Here is a 22,448-nt window from a genome sequence, read left to right as displayed (position 1 = left end):
GAGAAGATAGTTTAATATTAAACCATCTGGGAGAAGAGGCGATGGACAACAGCGCCAAGGAGTCTTTGCGACGCGCGGCACTGGATTATCACCGCTTCCCGAAGCCCGGGAAGCTGGAGATCCGTGCGACCAAGCCGCTCGCCAACGGCCGCGACCTCGCCCGTGCCTATTCGCCCGGCGTCGCCGAGGCCAGCCTCGACATCAAGGCAGACCCCGGCAAGGCGCGCGACTACACGGCGCGCGGCAATCTGGTCGCCGTCATCTCCAACGGCACGGCCGTCCTCGGGCTCGGCAATATCGGCGCGCTGGCCTCAAAGCCGGTGATGGAGGGCAAGGCCGTCCTCTTCAAGAAATTCGCCGATATCGACTGTTTCGACATCGAGGTGAACGAGCCCGACCCCGAGAAGCTCGCCGACATCGTCTGCGCGCTCGAGCCCACCTTCGGCGCCGTCAACCTCGAGGACATCAAGGCCCCCGATTGCTTCATCGTCGAGAAGCTCTGCCGCGAGCGGATGAACATCCCCGTCTTCCATGACGACCAGCACGGCACCGCCATTGTCGTCGGCGCCGCCGCGACCAATGCGCTGCATGTCGCCGGCAAGGACTGGGGGGAGATCAAGGTCGTCTCCACCGGCGGCGGCGCTGCGGGGATCGCCTGCCTCAACATGCTCCTGAAGCTCGGGGTGAAGCGCGAGAACGTCTGGCTCTGCGACCTCCACGGCCTCGTCCACGAGGGCCGCGAGGCCGACATGACGCCGCAGAAGGCCGCCTATGCGCAAGGCGCCGCGCCGCATTCGCTCGCCGAGGTCATAAAGGGCGCCGATCTCTTCCTCGGCCTCTCCGGGCCGGACGTGCTGACCGCCGAGATGGTCAAGACGATGGCCCCCCGGCCGATCATCTTTGCCCTCGCCAACCCGCATCCCGAGATCCTCCCCGAAGAGGCGCGCGCCGCCGCGCCCGATGCGATCATTGCCACGGGCCGGTCGGATTATCCCAATCAGGTCAACAACGTCCTCTGCTTCCCCTTCATCTTCCGCGGCGCGCTCGACGTGGGCGCGACGGAGATCAACGACGAGATGCAGATCGCCTGCGTCGAAGGCATCGCCGCCCTCGCCCGCGCCACGACCTCCGCCGAGGCCGCCGCCGCCTATCAGGGCGAAAAGCTCACCTTCGGCCCGGAATACCTGATCCCCAAGCCCTTCGACCCTCGCCTGATGGAGACGGTGGCGACCGCCGTCGCCCAGGCGGCCATGGCCTCCGGCGTCGCCACGCGGCCGCTCGAGGATGTCGAGGCTTACAAGCGGCAGCTTCAGCACACGGTCTTCCGCTCCGCCTTCCTGATGCGCCCCGTCTTCGAAGCGGCACGCACGGCCGAGCGGCGCATCGTCTTCGCCGAGGGCGAGGACGAGCGGGTCCTGCGCACCGCCCAGGCGATGATGGAGGAGATGACGGACCAGCCGATCCTCATCGGCCGCCCCGAGGTGGTCGAGGCGCGCTGCGAGCGCGCCGGCCTGAAGATCCGCCCCGGCCGCGATTTCGAGCTGGTGAACCCCGAGAACGACCCCCGCTATCGCGACTATTGGGAGACCTATCATCACCTGATGGCCCGCCGCGGCATCTCCCCCGATCTGGCCCGCGCCATCATGCGCACCAACACCACGGCGATTGCCGCGGTGATGGTCCATCGCGGCGAAGCGGACAGCATGATCTGCGGTACGTTCGGCCAGTTCCTGTGGCATCTCAACTACGTGACGCAGGTGCTGGGCACGGAGTCCCTCACCCCGGTCGGCGCGCTCAGCCTGATGATCCTCGAGGAAGGCCCGCTCTTCATCGCCGACACGCAGGTGAACCCCGAGCCGAGCTCGGAGCAGATCGCCCAGGTGGTCTGCGCAGCGGCGCGGCACATCCGCCGCTTCGGCGTCGAGCCGCAGATCGCGCTCTGCTCCCATTCGCAGTTCGGCAATCTGGAAACGGAGTCGGGCCGCAAGATGCGCGGCGCGCTCGCGATTCTCGACGCCAGCCCCCGCGATTTCGCCTATGAGGGCGAGATGCATATCGACGCGGCGCTCGACCGCGAGCTCCGCGAGCGGATCTTCCCGGGCGGCCGCCTGGCGGAGGAGGCGAACACGCTCGTCTTCTCCAATGCCGATGCCGCCTCTGCGGTGCGCAACATCCTGAAGATGCGCGGCGGCGGGCTGGAGGTCGGGCCGATCCTGATGGGCATGGGCAACCGCGCCCATATCGTAACCCCCTCGATCACGGCGCGCGGGCTCCTCAACATGACGGCGCTCGCCGGCATGCCGGTGGCGCATTACGCCTGAGGGGGGACGATCCCGAGCCCGCTGCGCCGCCGTAGGGTGGGTTTGTAACCCACCGTCCCCCTTCACAACGAAGCAGGACGGTGCCGCGCAGGGCGAGCGCCGGCCCGGGGGTTGGCGCTCCTGCCGCTGCCGCATCGCACTTTATGGTGCCGCCACATCCTCCGCCCGAATGTCAGCGCTGCCCCACAAGAGCGCCAGCCCGCGGGACGGGCCGGCGCTCGCCCTGCGCCTGCGGCGCGTACCGGGCTGGGGCGCCGCACGAGCGTCGCGCCGACGGTGGGTTACAAACCCACCCTACGCCATCCCCGTAGGGCGGGCTTCAGCCCGCCACCCCCGCCCCCACCTCGGGCGCCCGGTAATACCTCGCCAGCAGCTCGTAGTCCGGCGCCGTGATCGCCAGCACACGCCGCTGCTGCGCCTCTGTCAGGCTCTCGAACGCCAGCTTCTCCCCGCCTGTCTGGAGCCGCGGCAGCTCCAGCCGCCGCCCCGCGCGTACCGAGAGGTCGGCCGCCAGCTCGTCCAGCGCCTCCAGCCGGTAGATCCGGTCGAAGACAGACAGGTCTGTCCCGAGATAGGCCCGCTGCGGCCGGAAATGCCGGCGGATCTTGTCGTTCCACCGGCAATAGCCCCGGAAATCCCGCGTGAAGGCCTCGATATCGGGCGCCGGGTCCAGCCCCGCGAGCCGGATCAGCAGCCGATCCCCTAGGCCCGCCGCGAGGTCGCCATGGTGCCCCACCCGGTTGCCGAAGCCCGAGAGGAACCGCCGCACCGGGTCGCGCACCACGGCGATGCGCTCCATCCCCTCGGTCATCCGCAGGAAGCGGCGGTTCATCGGCAGCCCGCGCGTCGCGGTGAAATCGCCCTCCCCCTCCGCCAGCTCCTTCAGGAGCGCACGGACGGAGGTCGTCCCCACCTTGCGGGTCGAGAAATAGGCGAGCTTCTGCGAGCGGACGATCATGACCATGCCGCCCCCTAGCAGCCCGGGCGCGCCCCGGCAAAGCCCGGCTTCCCCCGCGGCCCGCTTTGCGGCAAGCTCGCCGCCGAGGGAGCCGAGGGGAGGAGACCATGGGCTACCGCGAGACCTATGCCGCCTGGGCGCAGGACCCGGAGCGCTTCTGGCTGGAGGCCGCCCGCGCCATCGACTGGCACCGCCCGCCCGCGCGCGCCTTCAGCGCCGCGAACGCGCCCTATGAGTGGTTCGCCGATGCCGAGGTGAACACCTGCCACAACGCCGTCGACCGGCATGTGGCGGCCGGGCGCGGCGATCAGGTGGCGATCCTCCACGACAGCCCGGTGACCGGCAGCCAGGCGCGGATGACCTATGCCGAGCTGCAGGAGGCGACCGCAAGGCTCGCCGGCACGCTCGTCGCCCGGGGGATCGGCCTCGGCGACCGGGTCATCATCTATATGCCGATGGTGCCCGAGGCGCTCGTCGCCATGCTGGCCTGCGCCCGGATCGGCGCCATCCATTCCGTCGTCTTCGGCGGCTTCGCGGCCCATGAGCTGGCGCTCCGCATCGACGATGCGGCGCCGAAGGCGATCCTCGCCGCCTCCTGCGGCATCGAGCCGGGGCGCGTGGTGCCCTACAAGCCGCTCGTCGACGCCGCCATCGAGGCCGCCCGCCACAAGCCGGAGCTCTGCCTCATCCTGCAGCGCGATCCCGCCCGCGCCAGCCTGACGCCGGGCCGCGACCTCGACTGGCACGCCGCGCAGGAGGGCGTGGATCCCGCCCCCTGCCGGCCGGTGCCGGGCGATCACCCGGCCTATATCCTCTACACCTCCGGCACGACGGGCGCGCCGAAAGGCGTCGTCCGCCCGACGGCCGGCCACCTCGTCGCCCTCGCCTGGTCGATGGAGAACATCTACGACTGCGGGCCGGGGGAGACCTTCTGGGCGGCCTCCGATGTCGGCTGGGTCGTCGGCCACAGCTACATCTGCTACGCGCCGCTGATCGCCGGCTGCACGACGGTGGTCTATGAGGGCAAGCCGGTCGGCACGCCCGATGCCGGCGCCTTCTGGCGCGTCATCGCCGAGCACGGGGTGAAGAGCTTCTTCACCGCCCCCACCGCCCTTCGCGCCATCAAGCGCGACGATCCGGGCGGGGCGCACGTCGGGGGGCATGACCTCTCGGGGCTGAAGGCGCTCTTCCTCGCCGGCGAGCGGGCCGACCCGGCGACCATCGACTGGGCCGAGCGGCATCTGCATGTGCCCGTCATCGACCATTGGTGGCAGACGGAGACGGGCTGGGCCATCGCCGCCAATCCGGTCGGGCTCGAGCGCCTGCCGGTGAAGCCCGGCTCCCCCTCGGTGCCCATGCCCGGCTACGACGTGCAGGTGCTGGACGAGGGCGGCCATCCCGTCCCTCCCGGCCGGCTCGGCGCCATCGCGGTGAAGCTGCCCCTGCCCCCCGGCTGCCTGCCGACGCTCTGGGGCGCGCCGGAGCGCTTCCACAAGAGCTACCTCGCGCATTTCCCCGGCTATTACGAAACCGGGGATGCCGGCTATATCGACGAAGACGGCTATGTCTATGTCATGGCCCGCACCGATGACGTCATCAACGTCGCCGGTCACCGGCTCTCCACCGGCGCGATGGAGGAGGTGATCGCCGGCCATCCCGATGTCGGCGAATGCGCGGTGATCGGCGTGGCGGACGAGGTGAAGGGCCAGCTCCCCATGGGGTTCCTCTGCCTCAACAAGGGCTGCACCCGCCCGCGGGACGAGATCGCCGCCGAGGCGGTCGCCCGCGTGCGCGAGCAGATCGGCCCCGTCGCCGCGTTCAAGCTGGCGGTCGTCGTCGACCGCCTGCCGAAGACCCGCTCCGGCAAGATCCTGCGCGCCACGATGGCGAAGATTGCCGATGGCGAGAGCTTCCGGATGCCGGCGACCATCGACGACCCGGCAATCCTCGACGAGGTGGCGGCGGCGGTGGCCCGCCTCGGCTATCCGATGCGAGGTTGACGGCAGGCCGCAGGGCCCCCACCTCAAGGGCAACAGCCAGGAGGATGATCATGACCGATCAGAACAGCGAGACCGTGACCGAAGAGGTGGAAGTCTCCACCGACAACCTGATGGACAAGGTGAAGGCCTGGGCGAAGGACGCCAGCGTCAAGCGCATCCGCATCAAGGAGCCCGACGGCGACATCGCGGTCGACCTGCCGCTTACCTTCGGCGCCCTCGCCGGCGGCGCGCTGGTCCTCGCCGCCCCCGCCCTCGCCATCGTCGGCGCGGTCATCGGCGCCTTCGCCAAGGTGAAGGTCGAGATCGTCCGCGACCCCAACGAGCCGCGCGAGACCTGACAGAGCCGGGAGCGAGGGCATCCTTGTCTTTGCTCCCGAAAATCCCGGGGTCCGGGGCAGCGCCCCGGGTCTCGCCACCCAGCGCCACGCCTGCACCTCGCCCGCCCCCGCGAGGCGGCCCGGCAGGGCAGATGAGCCCCCCTCAGGCGAATTGCTCGCGAATGAGCCGCTCCTCCAGCCCGTGGCCGGGGTCGAAGAGCAGCCGGTGGGCAATCTTCGGCTCGGCCCGCACGTCCACCCGCGCCACGAGCCGGGCGGACCGGCTGTCGGCATCGGCCATCACCGGCCGCTTCAGCGGCTCGATCACCTCGAAGGTCACTTGCGCCCCGGCGGGGAGGATGGCGCCCCGCCAGCGGCGGGGCCGGAACGGCGCGATGGCGGTCAGCGCCAGCACTTCCGAGCGGATCGGCAGCACGGGCCCGTGCGCCGAGTAATTGTAGGCCGTCGAGCCCGCCGGCGTCGCCACCAGCGCCCCGTCGCAGACGAGTTCCGCCAGCCTCAGCCGCCCGTCCACGAAGATCCTCAGCTTCGCCGCCTGCGGCCCGGCGCGCAGGAGCGACACCTCGTTGATCGCCAGCGCCTCCATCACCTGCCCCTCGGTCGTCTCGGCGCGCATGAGGAGCGGGTTCAGCACCGCCTCCTCCGCGCCGCGGAGGCGCTCGGGCAGCCCGTCCTCGTGATATTCGTTCATCATGAAGCCGACGGTGCCGCGGTTCATCCCGTAAACGGGCGTGCCGCGCAGCTCGATCTCGTGCAGCGTCTGCAGCATGAAGCCGTCGCCACCGAGCGCGACGATGACATCCGCCTCGTCGGTCGGCACCTCGCCATAGCGCGCCGCCAGCCGCGCGCGGCTTTCGGCCGCGATCGGGGCGTCGCTGGCGACAAAGGCGATCTTCAGATCCATGCGGCTCCCATCCTCTCCCGCCGGGGAGTGTTGGGGAAGGGGCGGGCGAAAGGCAAGCCCGGCGCCGGGCTGGTAACCTCCGCTCAGGCCCTGTGGCCGCGCCACGCCAAAGCGCCGCACCGCTTGCCCAATTCGGCCATAAATCCCTGATATCTCTCGCTCCCGGTGGAAGGGGCAGAGCCCCGATGGGAGATTTGCACATGCCAGACCTCGAGGGCCCCGGCTGCCCGGGCTGCAGCGCCCGCGACGGCAAGGCGTTCCGCACGCCCTTTTCCATGGCCTTCCAGCCGATCTTCGACGTGACCACCGGCGCCGTCTTCGCGCAGGAGGCGCTGGTCCGCCCCGTCGGCGACGGCCCCTCCGGCGCCATCCTGTCGCAGGTGACCGAAGAGAACCGCTACAGCTTCGACCAGGCCTGCCGCACCCGCGCCATCGCGCTCGCGGCAAAGCTCGGCATGGAAAGCCGGCTCAGCATTAACTTCATGCCCAACGCCGTCTACAAGCCCGAGCATTGCATCCGCTCGACGCTTCGCGCCGCCGAGCGTTTCCACTTTCCCACCGAGCGGCTCATCTTCGAATTCACCGAAGCCGAGGCGATCCGCGACACCGGCCACCTGACCCATATCGTCGAGACCTACCGGGCGCTCGGCTTTCAGACGGCGCTCGACGATTTCGGCGCCGGCTATGCCGGGCTCGGGCTCCTCTGCGACCTCGCCCCCGACATCCTGAAGATCGACCGGGCGCTGATCGACGGCATCGCCGGCGATGACCGGCGCCGGGCCGTCGTCTCCGCCATCCGCACCATGGCCGCGGATCTCGGCATCACCCTGATCGCCGAGGGGATCGAGACGGCGCAGGATGCCGCCGCTCTCGCCGACCTCGGCATCACGCTACAGCAAGGCTATCACTTCGCGCGGCCGGCCTATGAGCGGCTGATCCTTGAGCCCGACGGGCGCGCCGCCGCCTGAGCCGCCCGCGCTTCTCCGCGCGCCACCGGGCTCGCCCCGGCTCGTCCGCGGATCCCCATGGTTTCCGCCCGCCCCCCGGGGTTTCGCAAAGGCGCCGGGGCGGGCGCGATGCGAACGCGCCGCCGCCGCGAAGCACCGCCCTTGGGTCGCTTCCGCCCTTTTGCGCGGGGCCGGCCCGGTCTATGCACCCCCGAACGCCAGCCTTGAAAGGGAGTGCCCCATGACCGACGTCCGCGATTCCGGCTTTTTCACCGAGGCGCTCGGCTCCCGCGATCCCGAGCTTGCCGCCGCCATCGAGGCCGAACTCGGCCGCCAGCGCGACGAAATCGAGCTGATCGCCTCGGAGAACATTGTCTCCAAGGCGGTGCTCGAGGCGCAGGGCTCGGTGCTCACCAACAAATACGCCGAGGGCTATCCGGGCAAGCGCTACTACGGCGGCTGCCAATATGTCGACGTGGCCGAGACGCTGGCCATCGAGCGCGCGAAGGAGCTCTTCGGCGCCGCCCATGCCAACGTGCAGCCCAACTCGGGCAGCCAGATGAACCAGGCGGTGTTCCTGGCGCTCCTGCAGCCCGGCGACACCTTCATGGGGCTCGACCTCAATTCGGGCGGTCACCTGACCCATGGCTCGCCGGTCAACATGTCCGGCAAGTGGTTCAAGCCGATCTCCTACGGCGTCCGCGCGCAGGACCAGATGCTCGACATGGACGCCGTCCGCGAGGCGGCGCTCGAGCACAAGCCCAAGCTCATCCTCGCCGGGGGCACCGCCTATTCCCGCGTGTGGGACTGGGCCGCCTTCCGGGCCATCGCCGACGAGGTGGGGGCGTACCTCATGGTCGACATGGCCCATATCGCCGGGCTCGTGGCCGGCGGGCAGCATCCCTCGCCACTTCCCCATGCGCATGTGGTCACGACCACGACCCACAAATCGCTGCGCGGCCCCCGGGGCGGGATGATCCTCACCAATCATGACGACATCGCCAAGAAGGTAAACTCCGCCGTCTTCCCGGGCCTGCAGGGCGGGCCGCTCATGCATGTGATCGCCGCCAAGGCCGTGGCCTTCGGCGAGGCGCTGCGGCCGGAGTTCAAGGCCTATGCGGCGCAGGTCGTCGCCAATGCCCGCGCCATGGCGGACGAGCTGATGAAAGGCGGCATCGACATCGTCTCCGGCGGGACGGACAACCACCTGATGCTCGCCGACCTCCGGCCGAAATCCGTCACCGGCAAGGCCGCCGAGGCGGCGCTCGGCCGGGCGCATATCACCTGCAACAAGAACGGCATCCCCTTCGACCCTGAAAAGCCCTTCGTCACCTCCGGCATCCGCCTCGGCGCGCCGGCGGGCACCACCCGAGGCTTCGGCGAGGAGGAATTCCGCCAGATCGCCCGCTGGATCGTGGAGGTCGTCGACGGCCTGTCCGCGAACGGCGAGGAGGGCAATTCCGCCACCGAAGAGAAGGTGAAGGCCGAGGTCACGGCGCTCTGCGCCCGCTTCCCGCTCTATAGCTGAGCCGGCTTGCGAGCCCCGCCGCCCCGCCTTATTCGGGGCGGCGGAGGTGCCGGACATGACCATTCTCTGCTGCGGCGAAGCGCTGATCGACATGCTCCCCCGCGAGACCGCGGCGGGCGAGGAGGCCTTCGCCCCCTATCCCGGCGGCTCGGTCTTCAACACCGCCATCGCCCTGGGCCGGCTGGGCGCGGAGGCGGCGTTCTTCTCGGGCCTCTCGACCGACCATTTCGGCACGATCCTCAGGGGCGCGCTCGAAGCGTCGGACGTCGACGCCTCCCCCGCCGCGCTCTCCGCCCGCCCCACCACGCTCGCCTTCGTGCGGCTCGTGAACGGCCAGGCGCGCTACATGTTCTATGACGAGAATACCGCCGGCCGGATGATCGCCGAGGCCGACCTGCCGGCGCCCGGCGCCGAGGCGCTGTTCTTCGGCGGCATCTCGCTCGTCGTCGAGCCCTGCGGCGCCGCCTACGAGGCGCTTCAGGCCCGCGAGGCCCCGGCCCGCGTCACCATGCTCGACCCCAACATCCGCCCCGGATTCATCACCGACGAGACGGCCTACCGCGCCCGGATCGAGCGGATGATCTCCCGCGCCGATATCGTGAAGGTCTCCGACGAGGACCTGCACTGGATCGCCGGCGACGCGCCGCAGGCGGAGCTGGCGGCGGGTCTTCTCGCCAAGGGGCCGAAGCTCGTCTGCGTGACGGAAGGCGCCAGGGGCGCGACGGGCTACCATGCCTCGGGGGCGGAGGTCTTTGCCCCCGCGCCGAAGGCCGAGGTGGTCGATACCGTCGGCGCCGGCGACACGTTCAACGCCGGGGTTCTGGCGAGCCTCTCGGCGGAGGGCCTCCTGACGAAGCCGGCGCTGGCGGAGCTGACCGAGGCGCAGATCGAGGCGGCGCTGGCGCTCGGGGCCAAGGCGGCGGCCATCGTCGTCGCCCGCGCCGGGGCCAACCCGCCCTGGGCGCGCGAGCTGTCGTGAGGGCGCTCCTGCAACGCGTCACCGAGGCGCAGGTCGCCGTCGGCGGCGAGGTGATCGGGCGTTCAGGCCCCGGGCTCATGATCCTCGTCTGCGCCATGGCTGGCGATGACGAGACGCGGACCGCCGCGCTCGCCGCCAAGGTGGCGAAGCTGCGCATCTTCCCCGACGAGGCCGGCAAGATGAACCGCTCGATCCGCGACATGGGCGGCAGCGCGCTCGTCGTCTCGCAGTTCACGCTCGCTGCCGATACGCGCTCCGGCAACCGGCCCGGCTTCTCCACCGCCGCCCCGCCGGCGGAGGGCGAGCGGCTCTACGAGGCCTTCGCAGCGGCGCTCCGGGCCGAGGGCATCCCCACCGAGACCGGCCGCTTCGGCGCAGACATGGCGGTCAGCCTGACGAATGACGGGCCGGTCACCATCTGGCTCGAGGTCTAGCGGCAGTAGCTGCCGGAGCGGTAGCGGGCCGTGTCGAAATGGAAGTGGTCGCGATGCGCGGCATTGGCGGTGGGGCCGAGCACGGTGCCGAAGATGCCGCAGGCATTGGCGTGCAGCGCCCGGAGTTCGCCGCCCCAGGACGAACTGCCCCAGTCGCGCAGCACCGAGATGGCGGTGCCGTCGCGCAGCGTCACCCCGCCGATGTCGATCGCATGGCCGAAGGCATGTTCCGAGAGCCGCGCATTCGGGTCGCCATTCCGCCCGCGGCAGGAATAATCGCCCATGATCCGAAGCCCCGCCAGCCCGCCGCCCTGGCCGGAGAAGGCGGGGATCGCCACGCGCTGCACCCAGGCGTTGAGCGCCGTCGCCGTCTCGCAATCCATCGTGGCGTTGTACGACAGGCGGATGCCGCCAACGGAGCGGATCAGCACCGCATCGGTCACCCCGCAGGAGCCCGGGCCGGGCACCGTGCCGAGCCGCTCGCCCTGGATGTCGGGATTGCCGCAGACGGCGCCCCGCTCGCGCAGGCGCTGCCGCTCGAGCGCCGCCTGGGTGATGCCGTTCGGCCGTTCCGGCGGGCGGAAGGCATAGGCGACGGCCAGGGGCGAGAGCTCGGGCATTGCCGGCGCGGCGGCGCCGTTCGGCAGCTCGGCCGGCATGTCGGGGTCGGGCAGCGGCATGGCAACGAGCGCGCGCTCGGGCCGTGTCGGCGGCCGGGCGGGGGCGGTGGCCATCGGCTGCACGCGGGGCACCGGCCGGCCCCTGGGGCCGAAGGGCGCCTCTTCGAGGCCGGGCGCGATGATCTCGGCAAGGCTCTCGAGCACGGGCGTCTGCGCGGGCTCGCGGCGGGGGGCCGGATCGAGCGCCTGCCTGAGGCCCGGGTCGAGCGCGGCCCGCTCGGGGGCCGAGGGCGCGGCGAGGTTCGGCAGCGGCGAGAGCGCCGGTGCCTCCGCCATCGGGCCGGTCGGGGCGAAGAAGGTCTGCCGCCGCTGCACCGGGGTGACGGTGGCGACGGTATTGGCGATGTCCTGCTCGGAGGGCGCGTCATAGAAAGGCCGCTCGGCCGCAAGCTGCGCGCGGGCGGGTAGCGGCGTCTCGGCCAGGAAGGCCGGATCGACCGCCGGATTGGCGGGGCCGTCCGCCATGGCCTCGGGCGAGGGTTCGGTGACGGAGACCCCGGGCAGCGGCGCCGTCTCGCCGGCGGCGGGGGGCGCCTCGGCGGCCCCGGTGGCCGCCTCGGGGGCTGCCTCGTCCGCGGCAGCCGGCGCCTCGGCCGCCGCGGGGGCGGCCTCTTCGCCCTCCTGCGCCCGCGCCAGAGGGCGGCCAGGGGCTTCCGGCGGCGGGCGGAGCGAGGGGCGGAGGGCGGTTTCGGGCGCCAGCGCGCTCGCCTCCTGCGCCGCCGCCGGGGCGACCGCCAGGAGGAGAAGCGCAAGGGCCGGCTCGAGCGCCCTCATCCCTTGCCGTCCCCCGTCTCTCCGTCCTTCTCCGCGTCCTTCTCCGCGTCCTTCTCCCCGTGGGAGCGCCCGAAATCCGGGGCGGCGGTGTCCTGCCCGGCATCGATGATGCCGCGCCGGATGGCCCGCGTCCGCGTGAAATAATCGAAGAGCTGTTCGCCGTCGCCGGTGCGGATGGCGCGTTGCAGCGCGAAGAGCTCCTCGGTGAAGCGGCCGAGGATCTCCAGCGTCGCCTCCTTGTTCGTCAGGAACACGTCGCGCCACATGGTCGGGTCGGAGGCCGCGATCCGCGTGAAATCGCGGAAGCCGGCGGCGGAGAACTTGATGACCTCGCTGTCGGTCACGCGGGAGAGGTCATCAGCCACGCCGACCATCGTATAGGCGATGAGGTGCGGGGCGTGGCTGGTCACGGCCAGCACCAGGTCATGGTGGGGGGCGTCCATCTCTTCGACATGGGCGCCGCAGGCCTCCCAGAACGCCTGCAGCCGGGCCACGGCGGCGCGGTCGGCCTCGCCGGGGACGAGGATCGTCCAGCGGTTGTCGAAGAGCGAGGCGAAGCCGGAGCGGGGGCCGGAATGCTCGGTGCCCGCCAGCGGGTGGGCGGGGATGAAATGCACGCCCTCCGGCACATGGGGGCCGACCGCCTCGATCACCGCCTGCTTGACCGAGCCGACGTCGGAGATTGTGGCGCCGGGCTTCAGGACCGGCGCGATCTCGGCCGCCACGGCGCCCATGGCGCCGACGGGCACGGCGAGGATGACGAGGTCGGCGCCCTCCGCCGCCTCGGCAGCCGTCTCGCAGACCCGGTCGACAAGGCCGATCTCGCGCGCGGTGGCGCGGGTTTCGGCGCTCCGCGCATGGCCGGTGATCTCGCCGGCGAGGCCGCGGCGGCGCATGGCATGGGCGAGCGAGCCGGCGATGAGGCCGAGCCCGATGAGGGCGACGCGGTCGTAGATCACGCTCATGCGCGCCTCCAGGCCGTGAGGGCGTCGATGACGCGGGTGGTGCCGGCCTCGTCGCCCACCGTGATGCGCAGGGCTTCGGGGAAGCCGTAGCCCGTCACGCGGCGGACGATGATCCCCTCGGCCTTGAGGGCGGCATCGGCGGCGGCGGCCTCGGCCTCGGAGCCGAAGCGGGCGAGGACGAAGTTGGCGTGGCTCTCGTCACAGGCGATGCCGAGGGCGTGGAGCGCCCCGGTCAGCCGGGCCCGCTGGGCGGCATTGAGCGCGGTGCAGCGCGCCACCCAGTCGCGGTCGCGCAGGGCGGCCTCGGCGGCGGCGAGCTGGATCACGCTCAGGTTGAAGGGCTGACGGATGCGGGTCATCACCTCGATGAGCTCCGCCGCCGCATAGCCCCAGCCGATGCGCAGGCCCCCGAGGCCGTAAAGCTTCGAGAAGGTCCGCGTGACGAGCACATTGGGGCGGGAGGCGGCAAGCGAGAGCCCGCCCTCCGCCCCGCCGGCGAACTCGATATAGGCCGCGTCGATGACGAGGATGACCTCCGCCGGCAGCGCATCGGCGAGCGCCGTCAGCTCCTCCTCGGAGAGGATCGTGCCGGTGGGGTTGCCGGGATTGGTGACGAGGACGACGCGCGTCCGCTCCGTCACCGCGGCGAGGATGGCGGCGGGGTCGACCCGGCGCTCCTTCTCCGGCACGCAGACGGGCGTGGCACCGGCCATATGGGCGAGGATCGGATACATCGAGAAGCCGTGCTCGGTGTGGATGATCTCGTCCCCCGGGCCGGCATAGGCCTGCGTGACGAATTGCAGCACCTCGTCGGAGCCGACGCCGCAGATGATGCGGGCGGGGTCGAGCCCGTGGACCTCGGCGATGGCGGCGCGGAGGGCGGCATGGTCGGTCGGCGGGTAGAGATGCGCGCGGGGCGCGGCCTCGCGGATGGCGGCGATGGCGGCGGGCGGGGGCCCCAGCGGGTTCTCGTTGGAGGAGAGCTTCAGGACGGAGCTCTGGCCCGGAATGGCGCTGGCGCCGCCCTGGTAGAGGGCGATCTCCATCAGGCCGGGCTGCGGACGGGGCGACATTGGCGATTCCTCGAAGGCTCCGGGGGTCTTACCGCCGGGGCGGGGCGCTGGCCAGTGGGGCCGGCGGGGAGGCGCCGAAGGGCGGCTCAGCCCGCCCTTTCCGGCGGGCTCGCGGGGTGCCGTGGGGAGCACCTCCGCAGAAAGGCGTAGGGTGGGTTTTCGGGCCCGCCGTCGGCGCGACAGTGATGCGAGGACCCCGCCCGGTGCGCGCCGCAGGCGCAGGGCGAGCGCCGGCCCGTCCCGCGGGCTGGCGCTCCGGTCAGGGCAGGCGCGGCGGTGAGCGAGGGCGGGGTGTCAACATAAAGCGCTCAGCTCAACCGTCAGGCGCGCCACCCCACGGGCCGGCGCTCGCCCTGCGCGGCATCGGGGTGCTCGGTTGCAGGGGCAGACGTGAGGGCGCTGCCCCCACACCCCCAGCGATATTTTTGGCCAGATGAAAGGGGGCGCGGCGCAAGGAGGCCTCCCGGGGTTGCACCGCCGCCCGGCGCGGCCCAAAGAGGCGGCATGGAGGCCTTTCTGGGAGTGTCATCGTCGCTCTCCGGCCGGCCCTGGGCCGGGCCGGACGAGGCTCTGCGCCGGGCCGCCGAGGCCATCGCCCAGGCCCACGGGCTGCCCCTGCCCCTCGCCGGGCTCCTCGCACGCAGCCAGGTGCCGGCGGAGGAGGTGGCGGCCTATCTGGAGCCGAAGCTCCGCGACCTCCTGCCCGATCCCCTCCAGCTCCGCGACATGGGCGCCGCCGCCGCGCGGGTGAACCGGGCGGTGGAGGCCGGCGAGCGCATCGCCATCTTCGCCGATTACGACGTGGACGGCGCGGCCTCGGCGGCGCTGCTGCTCCTCTGGCTTCGGGCGCTCGGCCGGCAAGCGACGCTCTATATCCCCGACCGGATCGACGAGGGCTACGGGCCGAACGTGCCCGCCATGGCGCGGCTGGCGGCGGCCCATGACCTCATCATCTGCGTCGATTGCGGCACCCTGAGCCACGAGCCGGTCGCGGCGGCGGAGGGGGCCGACGTCGTGATCCTCGATCACCACCTCGGCGGCGAGACGCTGCCCGACGCCGCCGCCGTGGTGAACCCCAACCGGCAGGACGAGACGGGCGACCTCGGCCATCTCTGCGCCGCGGGCGTCGTCTTCCTGATGCTCGTCGAGGCGCGGCGGCAGCGGCGCGAGGCGGGGCTGGCCCCGGGGGCGGAGCTGATGGGCCTTCTCGATCTGGTGGCGCTGGCGACCGTGGCCGATGTGGCGCCGCTCATCGGCGTCAACCGCGCCTTCGTGCGGACGGGGCTGCAGGTCATGGCGCGGCGCGAGCGGCCGGGGCTGGCGGCGCTCGCCGACGTCGCCGGGGTGGCAACGGCGCCGACGGATTACCACCTCGGCTTCGTCCTCGGCCCCCGGATCAACGCCGGCGGGCGGGTCGGCCGGGCCGACCTCGGCGCGCGGCTCCTGACGACGGAGGACCCGGCGGAGGCCGCCTCGCTCGCCGACCGGCTGAACGAGCTCAACCGCGAGCGGCGCGAGATCGAGGCGGCGGTGCGCGCCGCCGCGCTCGCCCAGGCCGAGGCCCGGGGGCTCGAGGCGCCGCTCGCCTGGGCGGCGGGCGAGGGCTGGCACCCCGGCGTCGTCGGCATCGTCGCGGCGCGGCTGAAGGAGGCGGCGGACCGGCCGGCGGTGGTCATCGGCTTCGAGGGCGACGAGGGCAAGGGCTCCGCCCGCTCGGTGCCGGGGGTCGACATCGGCGCCGCCATGCAGCGCCTCGCCGCCGAGGGGCTGATCGCCCGGGGCGGCGGCCACCGGATGGCCGCCGGGCTGACGCTCTCGCGCGCCCAGCTCGAGCCGGCGATGGCGCGGCTGGGAGAGCTGATGGCGGCGCAGGGCTCGGGGAGCTTCGGGCCCCGGGCGCTCCGCCTCGACGGGCTGGTCCTGCCGCCCGCGGCCACGCCCGAACTGGTGACGCGGCTGACGGCGGCCGGGCCCTTCGGCGCCTCCGCCCCGGCGCCGCGATTCGCGCTGCCCGACTGCCGGATCCTCGATGCGCGGCAGGTGGGCGACGGCCATCTGAAGCTGACCTTCGGCGACGGCACCGCCCGGCTCGGCGCCATCGGCTTCGGCCAGGTGGAGACCCCGCTCGGCGCGGCGCTTCTCGGCCATCAGGGCCGGCGCTTCCACCTCGCCGGACGGCTTGAGCTCAACCACTGGCAGGGCCGCACGAGCGCCCAGCTCATGCTCGACGACGCCGCCCCGGCCTGACGGCGGCTCCTCACGGATTTCGTGAAAAACCCCCTTGCAGAGGGGTGGGGCTTTGGCTAGATCACGCCGCACGCCAAGCGCGGCCCGTTCGTCTATCGGTTAGGACGCCAGGTTTTCAACCTGGAAAGAGGGGTTCGATTCCCCTACGGGCTGCCACTTTTCCCCATCAGGACAAGACAGACGCCGCGCCATCGGGCGCGCGCCATGGCCGCGTCTCGCGCTCTCCCCTTCCCGTCCGCTTTTTCAGCCGAAGGCCGCCAGCGCCACCACGAGCGGGCCGCTCCGGCCGTAGGCAAAAGGCATGTGCCGCGAACCGTTGAGGGGCGGGGCGCTGACCGGCAGCAGCACACGCGGCGGCAGGAAGCCTACACGGGTGTCGGAGAAACCCAGCATGCGGCGGTTGGCGGGCCAGTAGGCCTTGAACGCGGCCTCCTTGGCGGCGAAGCGCAGCGTCTCCGGCGCGTAGCCACCGGGTGCCAGGGCCGCCGTTTCCTCGGGGCGGAGCCACTCGCCCGCCGCGCGGATCGAGAAGGCGATATCATCCGTCACTCGGCCGTTCTGCTCGATGTCGAGCCCGAGTGCCCGGCCGGGCGCGGCCCGGGCGACGATGGCGGCCGCCCAGCCGCCGGTATGGGTGATCGAGCCGATGAAGCCCTCCGGCCAGACGGGCGCGCGCTGAGCGCCGACCGGGATCGGCAGCGGCCCGCAGCCGAGTCGCGCCAGGGCCTTGCGCGCCGCGGTCCGGCCGGCGGCGAATTCGGCCTGGCGCGAGGCGACGGCGCGGGCGACGAAGGTCGTCTCATCCGGATGGAGCGGCTCCGCCTCGGCCACCGGCACGGCGGCAACGGCCGCCCAAGACGGTGCCAGCTCGGCGAGCACACGTTCCAGCGCCTCCGCGCTCGCCTCGGCGCTGCCGCTGCCCCGCGCAGCGCGGCGGCGGTCGTTGGCCATGGCATCCCTGTCCTTCAGTTCCGGCATTCGCCCTCCTGAACCCAAGGCTATGGCAGGTTTTACGGAAATGTCACCGCCCGGGCTGCGACGCAGGCGAAGGTGCGGCAATCTCGCCCAGATTCCCGGCATAACGCCAGTCGGGCGCGAGGAGGAGCACATCCTCCGCCGCCCGCCCCAGAAGGCCCGCGAGGGCGGGCGCGCCGATGAGCCCGGCGGGCACGGTCACGGCCATGCGCAGCGCCGCCTCGGGGGCGAGGCCTATGCGCGTGACGAGCCGGGCGAGGCTGTCGGCGATGGTCACATGGGCGCCGGCGAGCGAGCCCTCGTGATTGACGAGCCGGCCGTCCTCGACGCGGATCTCCTCGCCGTAGAGCGTGAAGCTGGGGCGGCCGCCCACCGTCGGCATGGCATCGGAGACGAGGAACATCCGGTCCGCCACCGGCCGGGCGCGGAGCGCGAGGGCCACCATCTCGTCGGCGACATGCACGCCGTCGACGATGATACCGGCATGGGCTTCGGAGTTGATCGCCGCGCCGACTACGCCGGGCGCCCGGTTGAGCATCGGCGACATGGCGTTGAAAAGATGGGTGAAACACCGGGCCCCGGCTTCGAGCGCGCCGCGCACCTCCTCCGCCGTCGCGTCGGAATGGCCGAGGGAGACGATGGCCCCCGTCGCGGCCAGCGCCGCGATCCCGGCGGCGTCCGTGGCCTCGGGCGCGACGGTGATCATCACGGCGAGGCCGGCGGCGCGGAGGCGGGTGACGAGGGCGATCGTCTCCGCCGACAGCGGGCGCACGTAGCGGGCGGCATGGGTGCCCCGGCGGGGCATGGAGATATGCGGCCCCTCGATATGAAGCCCGAGCATCCCCGGCTGGTCGCGGGCGGCGAGGGCGGCCTCAGCGGCGGCCTCCAGCACCTCCGGCGCGTCGGTGATGACGGTCGGCATCACGCCCACGGTGCCGAAGCGGCGGTGCGCGGCGAGGATGCGGGCGATGCCGGCGGCGCTCGGGTCGGCGTTGAGAAGGACGTCGCCGCCGCCGTTGACCTGCAGGTCGAGGAAGCCCGGGGTGATCGTGCCCTTGAGCGGACGGGCGCCGGGGGGCGCCTTGGCGATCTCGGCGACGCGGCCGGAGGCGAGCCGGATGCCGAGCCCGGCGTGCAGGCGCTCGCCGTCGAAGAGCTGATCGGGTGCGAGCCAAAGGTCAGCCATGGGGCGCCTCCCCTGCTGTCGCCGCCGCATAGGCCGCCCCGCGCGCGCCGGAGGCCTCGCCGCCCTCCGCCAGCACCAGCTCGGGGATGGAAAAGCCGCTGAGCTGGGCGCGGCCGAGCGCGGCGGTCAGGTCATCGGTCAGGCCGGGGATCTGCGAGAGCCCGCCGCCGAGGACGATCACGGCGGGGTCCACCATGCAGATGAGCGTCATCAGCATCTCGGCGGTGATCTGGCACCAGATGTCCCAGACCTTCGCGGCGGCGGGGTCGCTCGAGCGGGCCTCTACCAGCTCCGGCGGGGTCATCGGCCGGCCGGTCAGCGTCTCGGCGAGCCGGGCGAGGCCGGGGCCGGCGACATAGGTCTCGAAGCAGCCCGTCCGCCCGCAGCCGCAGCGGCGGATGGGGAGCCCGTGCTCCACCACCAGATGCGCCGGCGCATAGGCATGGCCGAACTCGCCGCCGACGGCGGAGAGGCCCTGCACCAACCGGCCGCCCACCACCACGCCGCCGCCGACGCCGGTGCCGAGGATCAGCCCGACGGCGGGGGAGCGGCCCTTCGCGGCGCCGAAGACGGCCTCCGACAGGGCGAAGGCCCGGCAATCGTTGACGAAAGTGACGCTCCGCCCGGCGGCGGCGGCGACATCGGCGGGAAAGGGCTTGCCCGTCACCGGCAGGTTGGCGGCAAGCGCGAGGCCGGTCGCCGGGTTGATGAGGCCCGCGGCGCCGACGCCGATGGGCGCGCCCTCGGGCAGCCGCTCCATGGCCCAGCGCACCTGCGCGGCGATGGCGGCGACGAGCGCCTCGTAGGTGGCGGGCGTGCCCGTGCGGGCGGTCTCCAGCCGCTCCCACGACGCCCCGAAGATCTGCGTCTCGATCTTTGTGCCGCCGATGTCGATCCCCGCCGCAGTCATGGCGCCACCTCATGCAGCCGCACGCCGGAGACGACGCGGCTGAGCGTGCCGGCGCCGGCGAAGGGATCGTCGACATCGAGGCCGAGCGCCGCGCCCCAGGTCACGCCCATGACCTGCGCGGCGGCGACGAGTAGCGGTGCGGCCCAGGCGTCGCCATGCGGCATCGGCACGGGCGTGTCGCCTTCCGCCCCGATGGCGCAGAGCCGCGCCTTGGGGAATTGCGCCCGAAGCTCGCCGATGAGGTCGCGCTCGTAGCGCGCCGCATGGGGCTCCGACGAGGTGAAGGCGATGATCTTCGTGCCCGGCTGGATGAAGCTCTTCGGCCCGTGGCGGAAACCGAGCATGGTCTCGGCGAGCGCGGCGACCTTCCCGCCCGTCAGCTCCATGACCTTCAGCGCCGCCTCGCGCGCGGCGCCGTGGAGCGCCCCGGTGCCGAGGAAGACGATCCGCTCCGGCGGGGCGCCGCGGGCGGCATGGCGGCGGTAATCGGGGATCAGCCCCTGCAGCGCCGCGCCCATGGCGGGCAGCCGGGCGATATCGCCCGCCGGGTCGAAGATCGCCAGCGCCGTCAGCAGCATCGTCGAGAAACTGGAGGTCATGGCGAAGCCGCTGTCATGCGTCTCCGCCGGCAGGGTCACGACATGGGCGGGGCCGGTGGCCGGGGCGGTCGCCAGCGCGCCCGCTTCGTTGCAGGTGATGTGGAGCCGCGGCGCCTCGGGCGCCAGCGCATCCATCGCCGCCATGAGGCCGCGGCTTTCGGGCGAGTCGCCCGAGCGGCCGAACTGGACGATGAGGGGCGCGCGGCCAGTCAGGTAAGCACTTGGCCGGGCAACGATATCCGTCGTCGGCACCGCGCGGAAGGCGCCCTGCCCTTCCAGCCCCGCTGCCGCGATCTCGCCGATATAGGCGGAGGTTCCGGCCCCGCAGAACCAGACCTCGCGCGCGCCCTGCGCCGCCACGAAGGCCCGCGCCGGCCCGGCATCCCACGCCGCCGCCCAGCGCGCCCAGATGCCGGGCTGGGCGGAAAGCTCCGTCCAGGTGGCCCAGCGCTGCAAGGGATCGGCACTCGTGGGGGTCATGTCGTCTGCGTGACCTTCGACAGGGTCGCGGGCGCGTCCGGGTCATGGCCGAGGGCACGGGCCGCGCCGAGAATGACCGGATAGACCATCATCAGCATCAGCGCCGCCGCCGCGGCCGGGGTGAGGGCGCCCGGGCCGAGATCGGCGGGCGAGAGCCTGAGAACAGTGCCGCCGGCGGCCCGGAAGCGGGCCTCTGCGGTGCCGAGGCTCTCCTGCACGAAGGGCTGGCCGGTGTCGAGGAGGATCACCAGCAGAGGCCGCGTGACAAGTTGCAGCGGCCCGTGCAGCACCTCGCTCGCCGAATAGGCCTCGGCATGGATCGCGCAGGTCTCCTTGATCTTCAGCGCCAGCTCATGAGCGGCGCCATAGCCGGTGTCGCGGCCGACGACATAGACATGGGGGTTGCGCAGCAGCGCGGCGCGGAGGGCGTCGGCCTGCGGGGTCTCGGTGGTCTCGAGCGCCGCGATGGCCTCGGCGGAGGCTTCAGCGCGGCCGCCATAGCCCGGGGCGAGGGCCGAGATCAGCGCCATGCCCGCGCCGATGGCGCCCGTGACGCTCTTGGTGGCGGGGACGGCGCGCTCCTCGCCGGCGCCGATGGGCAGCGTCACCTCCGCCTCCGCCTCGACCGGCGAGCCCGCGACATTGGTGATCGCCACCACCCGCCCCCCGGCGGCACGGAGCCCCCGCGCGGTGCGCACGAGATCATCGGAGGCGCCCGATTGCGACAGGATCAGCGCCCCGGCCCCCGCCATCCGCACCCCCTGCCCGATCGAGAAGACCGAGGGCGGCAGCGAGGTGACGGGCAGGCCCGTCTCGCGCATCAGCTCATAGGCCAGCACATTGGCGGCGGCATCGGAGGAGCCGCGGGCGACGGTGTAGAGGGCGGGCGCGTCCTGGAGCAGGCGGGCGGCCTCACCGGCGTCCTGCGTGGCGGCCCGGGCGAAGACGCCGGGCGCCTCGAGAAGCTCGGCGGCCATCAGCGCGCCGGGGGTCTTCGGCGCGCTCATGCCAGCCTCCCGAGCTTGTTGTCGAACTCCGCCCAGACTGGCGAGAGGTCCAGCACCTCGCCCCGCGCCCGCGCCGCGTCGAGCCCGAGCGCGGCGATGCCGGCCTCCAGCGCATCGACGATGCCGACGGGCAGGCTCTCGGCCTCGCCCCTCAGATAGGCGGCGATGTCGGCGACCATCATGTGGTCGGCGCCGTAATGGGCCGAGGCGCGGGCGGGGTCGCCCTTGGTGTAGTCGTGATCCGCGTAGACGCTCCCGTCGCGCCGGGTCACCTTGAGGAAGCCGCGCACGAAATCGCCCTCCGCCATGCCATGGGCGCCCATGACGCAGAAGCGCCGGTGCTCGTCGGGCGTGTTGAGGTTGGTGTGGAAGGCGAGGGAGGCGCCGGATTCATACTCCAGGATCGCCGTCTGGTAGTCGATGATGTCGCCGTCGGAGGTGAAGGGATCCTCCGTGCTGCCCCAGACGCTCTTCTTGACGTGGAAGACCTCCGCCTCGGAGTTCGAGCGCGGCGCGTGCTCGGGCAAAAAGCTCCGCCGCCCGCCGAAACTGGCGACGCGCCGGGGGCGCGAGGCGGTGATCATGTTGTAGAGATCGAGGTCGTGGCAGCATTTCTCCAGCATGAAGCCGCCGGAATTCTCCACGCTCCGCCGCCAGTCGCGCATGAAGAAGGCGCCGTGATAGGGGCCGATATGCTCGTTGGCCTCGAGCGAGGTGATGGGGCCGAGGGCGCCGTCGGCCAACGCGGCCCGGAGGTCGACCATATGCTGCGAATAGCGCAGGACGAGGCCGACCATGACCCGGTCGGTCCCGTGGAGGCGGAGGAGCTCGGCGAGCTCCATCGTCTCCGCCAGCGTGGTAACAACCGGCTTTTCGGTGAAGATCCGCACCCCGGCGTCGAGCCCTGCCCGGATCTGCTCCAGATGAAAGCGGTTGGGCGAGCCGACGAAAAGGAGGTCGGGCGTGGTCTCGGCCAGCATCTCCTCCACCGAGGGATAGCCGGGCACGCCCTCGCCGATCATCTCCAGATGCGTCGGCTGGGGGTCGTGGTAGCCCACCACCTCCGCCTCCGGCATGGTTTCTTTCAGGAGCGACAGGACCCAGCCGGCCCGAAGGCCGATGCCCGCAGTGACGATGCGCATG

The 22,448-nt window shown here is 72.2% G+C and carries 19 protein-coding genes and 1 tRNA gene; 9 read left to right on the top strand and 11 right to left on the bottom strand.

Features of this window, described 5'->3' with window-relative positions; all coding sequences use genetic code 11:
- Positions 1-41 precede the first annotated feature (41 nt).
- Complete coding sequence (locus ACAZ03_RS03575; protein ID WP_373355992.1) at positions 42-2,321, top strand: NADP-dependent malic enzyme; 2,280 nt, start codon at positions 42-44, stop codon at positions 2,319-2,321.
- A gap of 319 nt (positions 2,322-2,640) precedes the next feature.
- Here ACAZ03_RS03575 and ACAZ03_RS03570 read toward each other — a convergent pair whose 3' ends face one another.
- Positions 2,641-3,285 carry a sulfotransferase family 2 domain-containing protein gene (locus ACAZ03_RS03570; RefSeq protein WP_373355991.1) on the bottom strand — a complete coding sequence of 215 codons (645 nt, stop codon included), beginning with the start codon at positions 3,283-3,285 and terminating at the stop codon, positions 2,641-2,643.
- Between the two features lie 101 nt (positions 3,286-3,386).
- Between ACAZ03_RS03570 and ACAZ03_RS03565 the strand changes: the two genes are divergently transcribed.
- Positions 3,387-5,279, top strand: a complete 1,893-nt coding sequence (locus ACAZ03_RS03565) for a propionyl-CoA synthetase (RefSeq protein ID WP_373355990.1) — start codon at positions 3,387-3,389, stop codon at positions 5,277-5,279.
- 50 nt (positions 5,280-5,329) lie between these two features.
- Positions 5,330-5,617, top strand: coding sequence for a DUF4342 domain-containing protein (locus tag ACAZ03_RS03560; RefSeq protein WP_373355989.1), 288 nt, complete (start codon positions 5,330-5,332; stop codon positions 5,615-5,617).
- Between the two features lie 142 nt (positions 5,618-5,759).
- Here ACAZ03_RS03560 and ACAZ03_RS03555 read toward each other — a convergent pair whose 3' ends face one another.
- The gene (locus ACAZ03_RS03555; protein WP_373355988.1) at positions 5,760-6,521 is read right to left on the bottom strand and encodes an NAD kinase; all 762 of its coding nucleotides are present in this window, start codon (positions 6,519-6,521) and stop codon (positions 5,760-5,762) included.
- 200 nt (positions 6,522-6,721) lie between these two features.
- Between ACAZ03_RS03555 and ACAZ03_RS03550 the strand changes: the two genes are divergently transcribed.
- From ACAZ03_RS03550 to dtd, 4 genes are all read left to right on the top strand, one after another.
- Positions 6,722-7,489: an EAL domain-containing protein gene (locus tag ACAZ03_RS03550; protein ID WP_373355987.1), complete on the top strand. Its 768-nt coding sequence runs from the start codon at positions 6,722-6,724 to the stop codon at positions 7,487-7,489.
- A gap of 220 nt (positions 7,490-7,709) precedes the next feature.
- The gene (glyA, locus tag ACAZ03_RS03545) at positions 7,710-8,996 is read left to right on the top strand and encodes a serine hydroxymethyltransferase (protein ID WP_373355986.1); all 1,287 of its coding nucleotides are present in this window, start codon (positions 7,710-7,712) and stop codon (positions 8,994-8,996) included.
- A gap of 55 nt (positions 8,997-9,051) precedes the next feature.
- Positions 9,052-9,975, top strand: coding sequence for a carbohydrate kinase (locus ACAZ03_RS03540; protein ID WP_373355985.1), 924 nt, complete (start codon positions 9,052-9,054; stop codon positions 9,973-9,975).
- A complete protein-coding gene (gene dtd / locus ACAZ03_RS03535) occupies positions 9,972-10,409 on the top strand; it encodes a D-aminoacyl-tRNA deacylase (protein WP_373355984.1) in 438 nt (145 codons plus the stop codon). Before ACAZ03_RS03540 ends, dtd begins: the two co-directional genes overlap by 4 nt.
- Here dtd and ACAZ03_RS03530 read toward each other — a convergent pair.
- The 3 genes from ACAZ03_RS03530 to hisC are packed head-to-tail and all read right to left on the bottom strand — an operon-like array spanning position 10,406 to position 13,901.
- Positions 10,406-11,863 carry an extensin family protein gene (locus tag ACAZ03_RS03530; protein ID WP_373355983.1) on the bottom strand — a complete coding sequence of 486 codons (1,458 nt, stop codon included), beginning with the start codon at positions 11,861-11,863 and terminating at the stop codon, positions 10,406-10,408. The genes dtd and ACAZ03_RS03530 overlap by 4 nt on opposite strands.
- The gene (locus ACAZ03_RS03525) at positions 11,860-12,828 is read right to left on the bottom strand and encodes a prephenate/arogenate dehydrogenase family protein (protein WP_373355982.1); all 969 of its coding nucleotides are present in this window, start codon (positions 12,826-12,828) and stop codon (positions 11,860-11,862) included. The genes ACAZ03_RS03530 and ACAZ03_RS03525 overlap by 4 nt, the downstream gene beginning before the upstream one ends.
- Positions 12,825-13,901 carry a histidinol-phosphate transaminase gene (gene hisC / locus ACAZ03_RS03520; RefSeq protein ID WP_373355981.1) on the bottom strand — a complete coding sequence of 359 codons (1,077 nt, stop codon included), beginning with the start codon at positions 13,899-13,901 and terminating at the stop codon, positions 12,825-12,827. Before hisC ends, ACAZ03_RS03525 begins: the two co-directional genes overlap by 4 nt.
- A gap of 504 nt (positions 13,902-14,405) precedes the next feature.
- Between hisC and recJ the strand changes: the two genes are divergently transcribed.
- A complete protein-coding gene (gene recJ / locus ACAZ03_RS03515) occupies positions 14,406-16,148 on the top strand; it encodes a single-stranded-DNA-specific exonuclease RecJ (RefSeq protein WP_373355980.1) in 1,743 nt (580 codons plus the stop codon).
- 81 nt (positions 16,149-16,229) lie between these two features.
- A tRNA-Glu gene (locus ACAZ03_RS03510) sits at positions 16,230-16,304 on the top strand.
- Positions 16,305-16,391: 87 nt separating this feature from the next.
- Here ACAZ03_RS03510 and ACAZ03_RS03505 read toward each other — a convergent pair.
- Genes ACAZ03_RS03505 through ACAZ03_RS03480 form a run of 6 tightly spaced genes read right to left on the bottom strand, consistent with a single transcriptional unit; the run spans position 16,392 to position 22,447 of the window.
- Complete coding sequence (locus tag ACAZ03_RS03505; protein WP_373355978.1) at positions 16,392-17,126, bottom strand: 4'-phosphopantetheinyl transferase; 735 nt, start codon at positions 17,124-17,126, stop codon at positions 16,392-16,394.
- A 43-nt stretch (positions 17,127-17,169) separates the two neighbouring features.
- Positions 17,170-18,309, bottom strand: coding sequence for an N-acetylglucosamine-6-phosphate deacetylase (locus ACAZ03_RS03500; protein ID WP_373355977.1), 1,140 nt, complete (start codon positions 18,307-18,309; stop codon positions 17,170-17,172).
- Positions 18,302-19,219, bottom strand: a complete 918-nt coding sequence (locus tag ACAZ03_RS03495) for an ROK family protein (RefSeq protein ID WP_373355976.1) — start codon at positions 19,217-19,219, stop codon at positions 18,302-18,304. Before ACAZ03_RS03495 ends, ACAZ03_RS03500 begins: the two co-directional genes overlap by 8 nt.
- A complete protein-coding gene (locus ACAZ03_RS03490) occupies positions 19,216-20,298 on the bottom strand; it encodes an SIS domain-containing protein (protein WP_373355975.1) in 1,083 nt (360 codons plus the stop codon). The genes ACAZ03_RS03495 and ACAZ03_RS03490 overlap by 4 nt, the downstream gene beginning before the upstream one ends.
- Positions 20,295-21,305, bottom strand: a complete 1,011-nt coding sequence (locus ACAZ03_RS03485) for an SIS domain-containing protein (RefSeq protein WP_373355974.1) — start codon at positions 21,303-21,305, stop codon at positions 20,295-20,297. Before ACAZ03_RS03485 ends, ACAZ03_RS03490 begins: the two co-directional genes overlap by 4 nt.
- Positions 21,302-22,447: a Gfo/Idh/MocA family protein gene (locus ACAZ03_RS03480; RefSeq protein WP_373355973.1), complete on the bottom strand. Its 1,146-nt coding sequence runs from the start codon at positions 22,445-22,447 to the stop codon at positions 21,302-21,304. The genes ACAZ03_RS03485 and ACAZ03_RS03480 overlap by 4 nt, the downstream gene beginning before the upstream one ends.
- Position 22,448: the final 1 nt, after the last annotated feature.

Source organism: Pseudoroseicyclus sp. CXY001 (assembly GCF_041714655.1).
Classification (GTDB): domain Bacteria; phylum Pseudomonadota; class Alphaproteobacteria; order Rhodobacterales; family Rhodobacteraceae; genus Pseudoroseicyclus_A.
The sequence above is the reverse complement of the archived record's forward strand: the minus strand, read 5'-3'. Positions and strand labels throughout refer to the sequence as shown.

What these genes read in the sequence shown, in the direction of transcription:
- ACAZ03_RS03570 (WP_373355991.1), bottom strand. Translation starts at nt 3,285, where the DNA reads ATGGTCATGATCGTCCGCTCGCAGAAGCTCGCCTATTTCTCGACCCGC.
- ACAZ03_RS03505 (WP_373355978.1), bottom strand. Translation starts at nt 17,126, where the DNA reads ATGCCGGAACTGAAGGACAGGGATGCCATGGCCAACGACCGCCGCCGC.
- glyA (WP_373355986.1), top strand. Translation starts at nt 7,710, where the DNA reads ATGACCGACGTCCGCGATTCCGGCTTTTTCACCGAGGCGCTCGGCTCC.
- ACAZ03_RS03485 (WP_373355974.1), bottom strand. Translation starts at nt 21,305, where the DNA reads ATGAGCGCGCCGAAGACCCCCGGCGCGCTGATGGCCGCCGAGCTTCTC.
- ACAZ03_RS03490 (WP_373355975.1), bottom strand. Translation starts at nt 20,298, where the DNA reads ATGACCCCCACGAGTGCCGATCCCTTGCAGCGCTGGGCCACCTGGACG.
- ACAZ03_RS03555 (WP_373355988.1), bottom strand. Translation starts at nt 6,521, where the DNA reads ATGGATCTGAAGATCGCCTTTGTCGCCAGCGACGCCCCGATCGCGGCC.
- ACAZ03_RS03540 (WP_373355985.1), top strand. Translation starts at nt 9,052, where the DNA reads ATGACCATTCTCTGCTGCGGCGAAGCGCTGATCGACATGCTCCCCCGC.
- ACAZ03_RS03560 (WP_373355989.1), top strand. Translation starts at nt 5,330, where the DNA reads ATGACCGATCAGAACAGCGAGACCGTGACCGAAGAGGTGGAAGTCTCC.
- recJ (WP_373355980.1), top strand. Translation starts at nt 14,406, where the DNA reads ATGGAGGCCTTTCTGGGAGTGTCATCGTCGCTCTCCGGCCGGCCCTGG.
- ACAZ03_RS03480 (WP_373355973.1), bottom strand. Translation starts at nt 22,447, where the DNA reads ATGCGCATCGTCACTGCGGGCATCGGCCTTCGGGCCGGCTGGGTCCTG.
- ACAZ03_RS03575 (WP_373355992.1), top strand. Translation starts at nt 42, where the DNA reads ATGGACAACAGCGCCAAGGAGTCTTTGCGACGCGCGGCACTGGATTAT.
- ACAZ03_RS03565 (WP_373355990.1), top strand. Translation starts at nt 3,387, where the DNA reads ATGGGCTACCGCGAGACCTATGCCGCCTGGGCGCAGGACCCGGAGCGC.
- ACAZ03_RS03530 (WP_373355983.1), bottom strand. Translation starts at nt 11,863, where the DNA reads ATGAGGGCGCTCGAGCCGGCCCTTGCGCTTCTCCTCCTGGCGGTCGCC.
- ACAZ03_RS03550 (WP_373355987.1), top strand. Translation starts at nt 6,722, where the DNA reads ATGCCAGACCTCGAGGGCCCCGGCTGCCCGGGCTGCAGCGCCCGCGAC.
- ACAZ03_RS03495 (WP_373355976.1), bottom strand. Translation starts at nt 19,219, where the DNA reads ATGACTGCGGCGGGGATCGACATCGGCGGCACAAAGATCGAGACGCAG.
- hisC (WP_373355981.1), bottom strand. Translation starts at nt 13,901, where the DNA reads ATGTCGCCCCGTCCGCAGCCCGGCCTGATGGAGATCGCCCTCTACCAG.
- ACAZ03_RS03525 (WP_373355982.1), bottom strand. Translation starts at nt 12,828, where the DNA reads ATGAGCGTGATCTACGACCGCGTCGCCCTCATCGGGCTCGGCCTCATC.
- ACAZ03_RS03500 (WP_373355977.1), bottom strand. Translation starts at nt 18,309, where the DNA reads ATGGCTGACCTTTGGCTCGCACCCGATCAGCTCTTCGACGGCGAGCGC.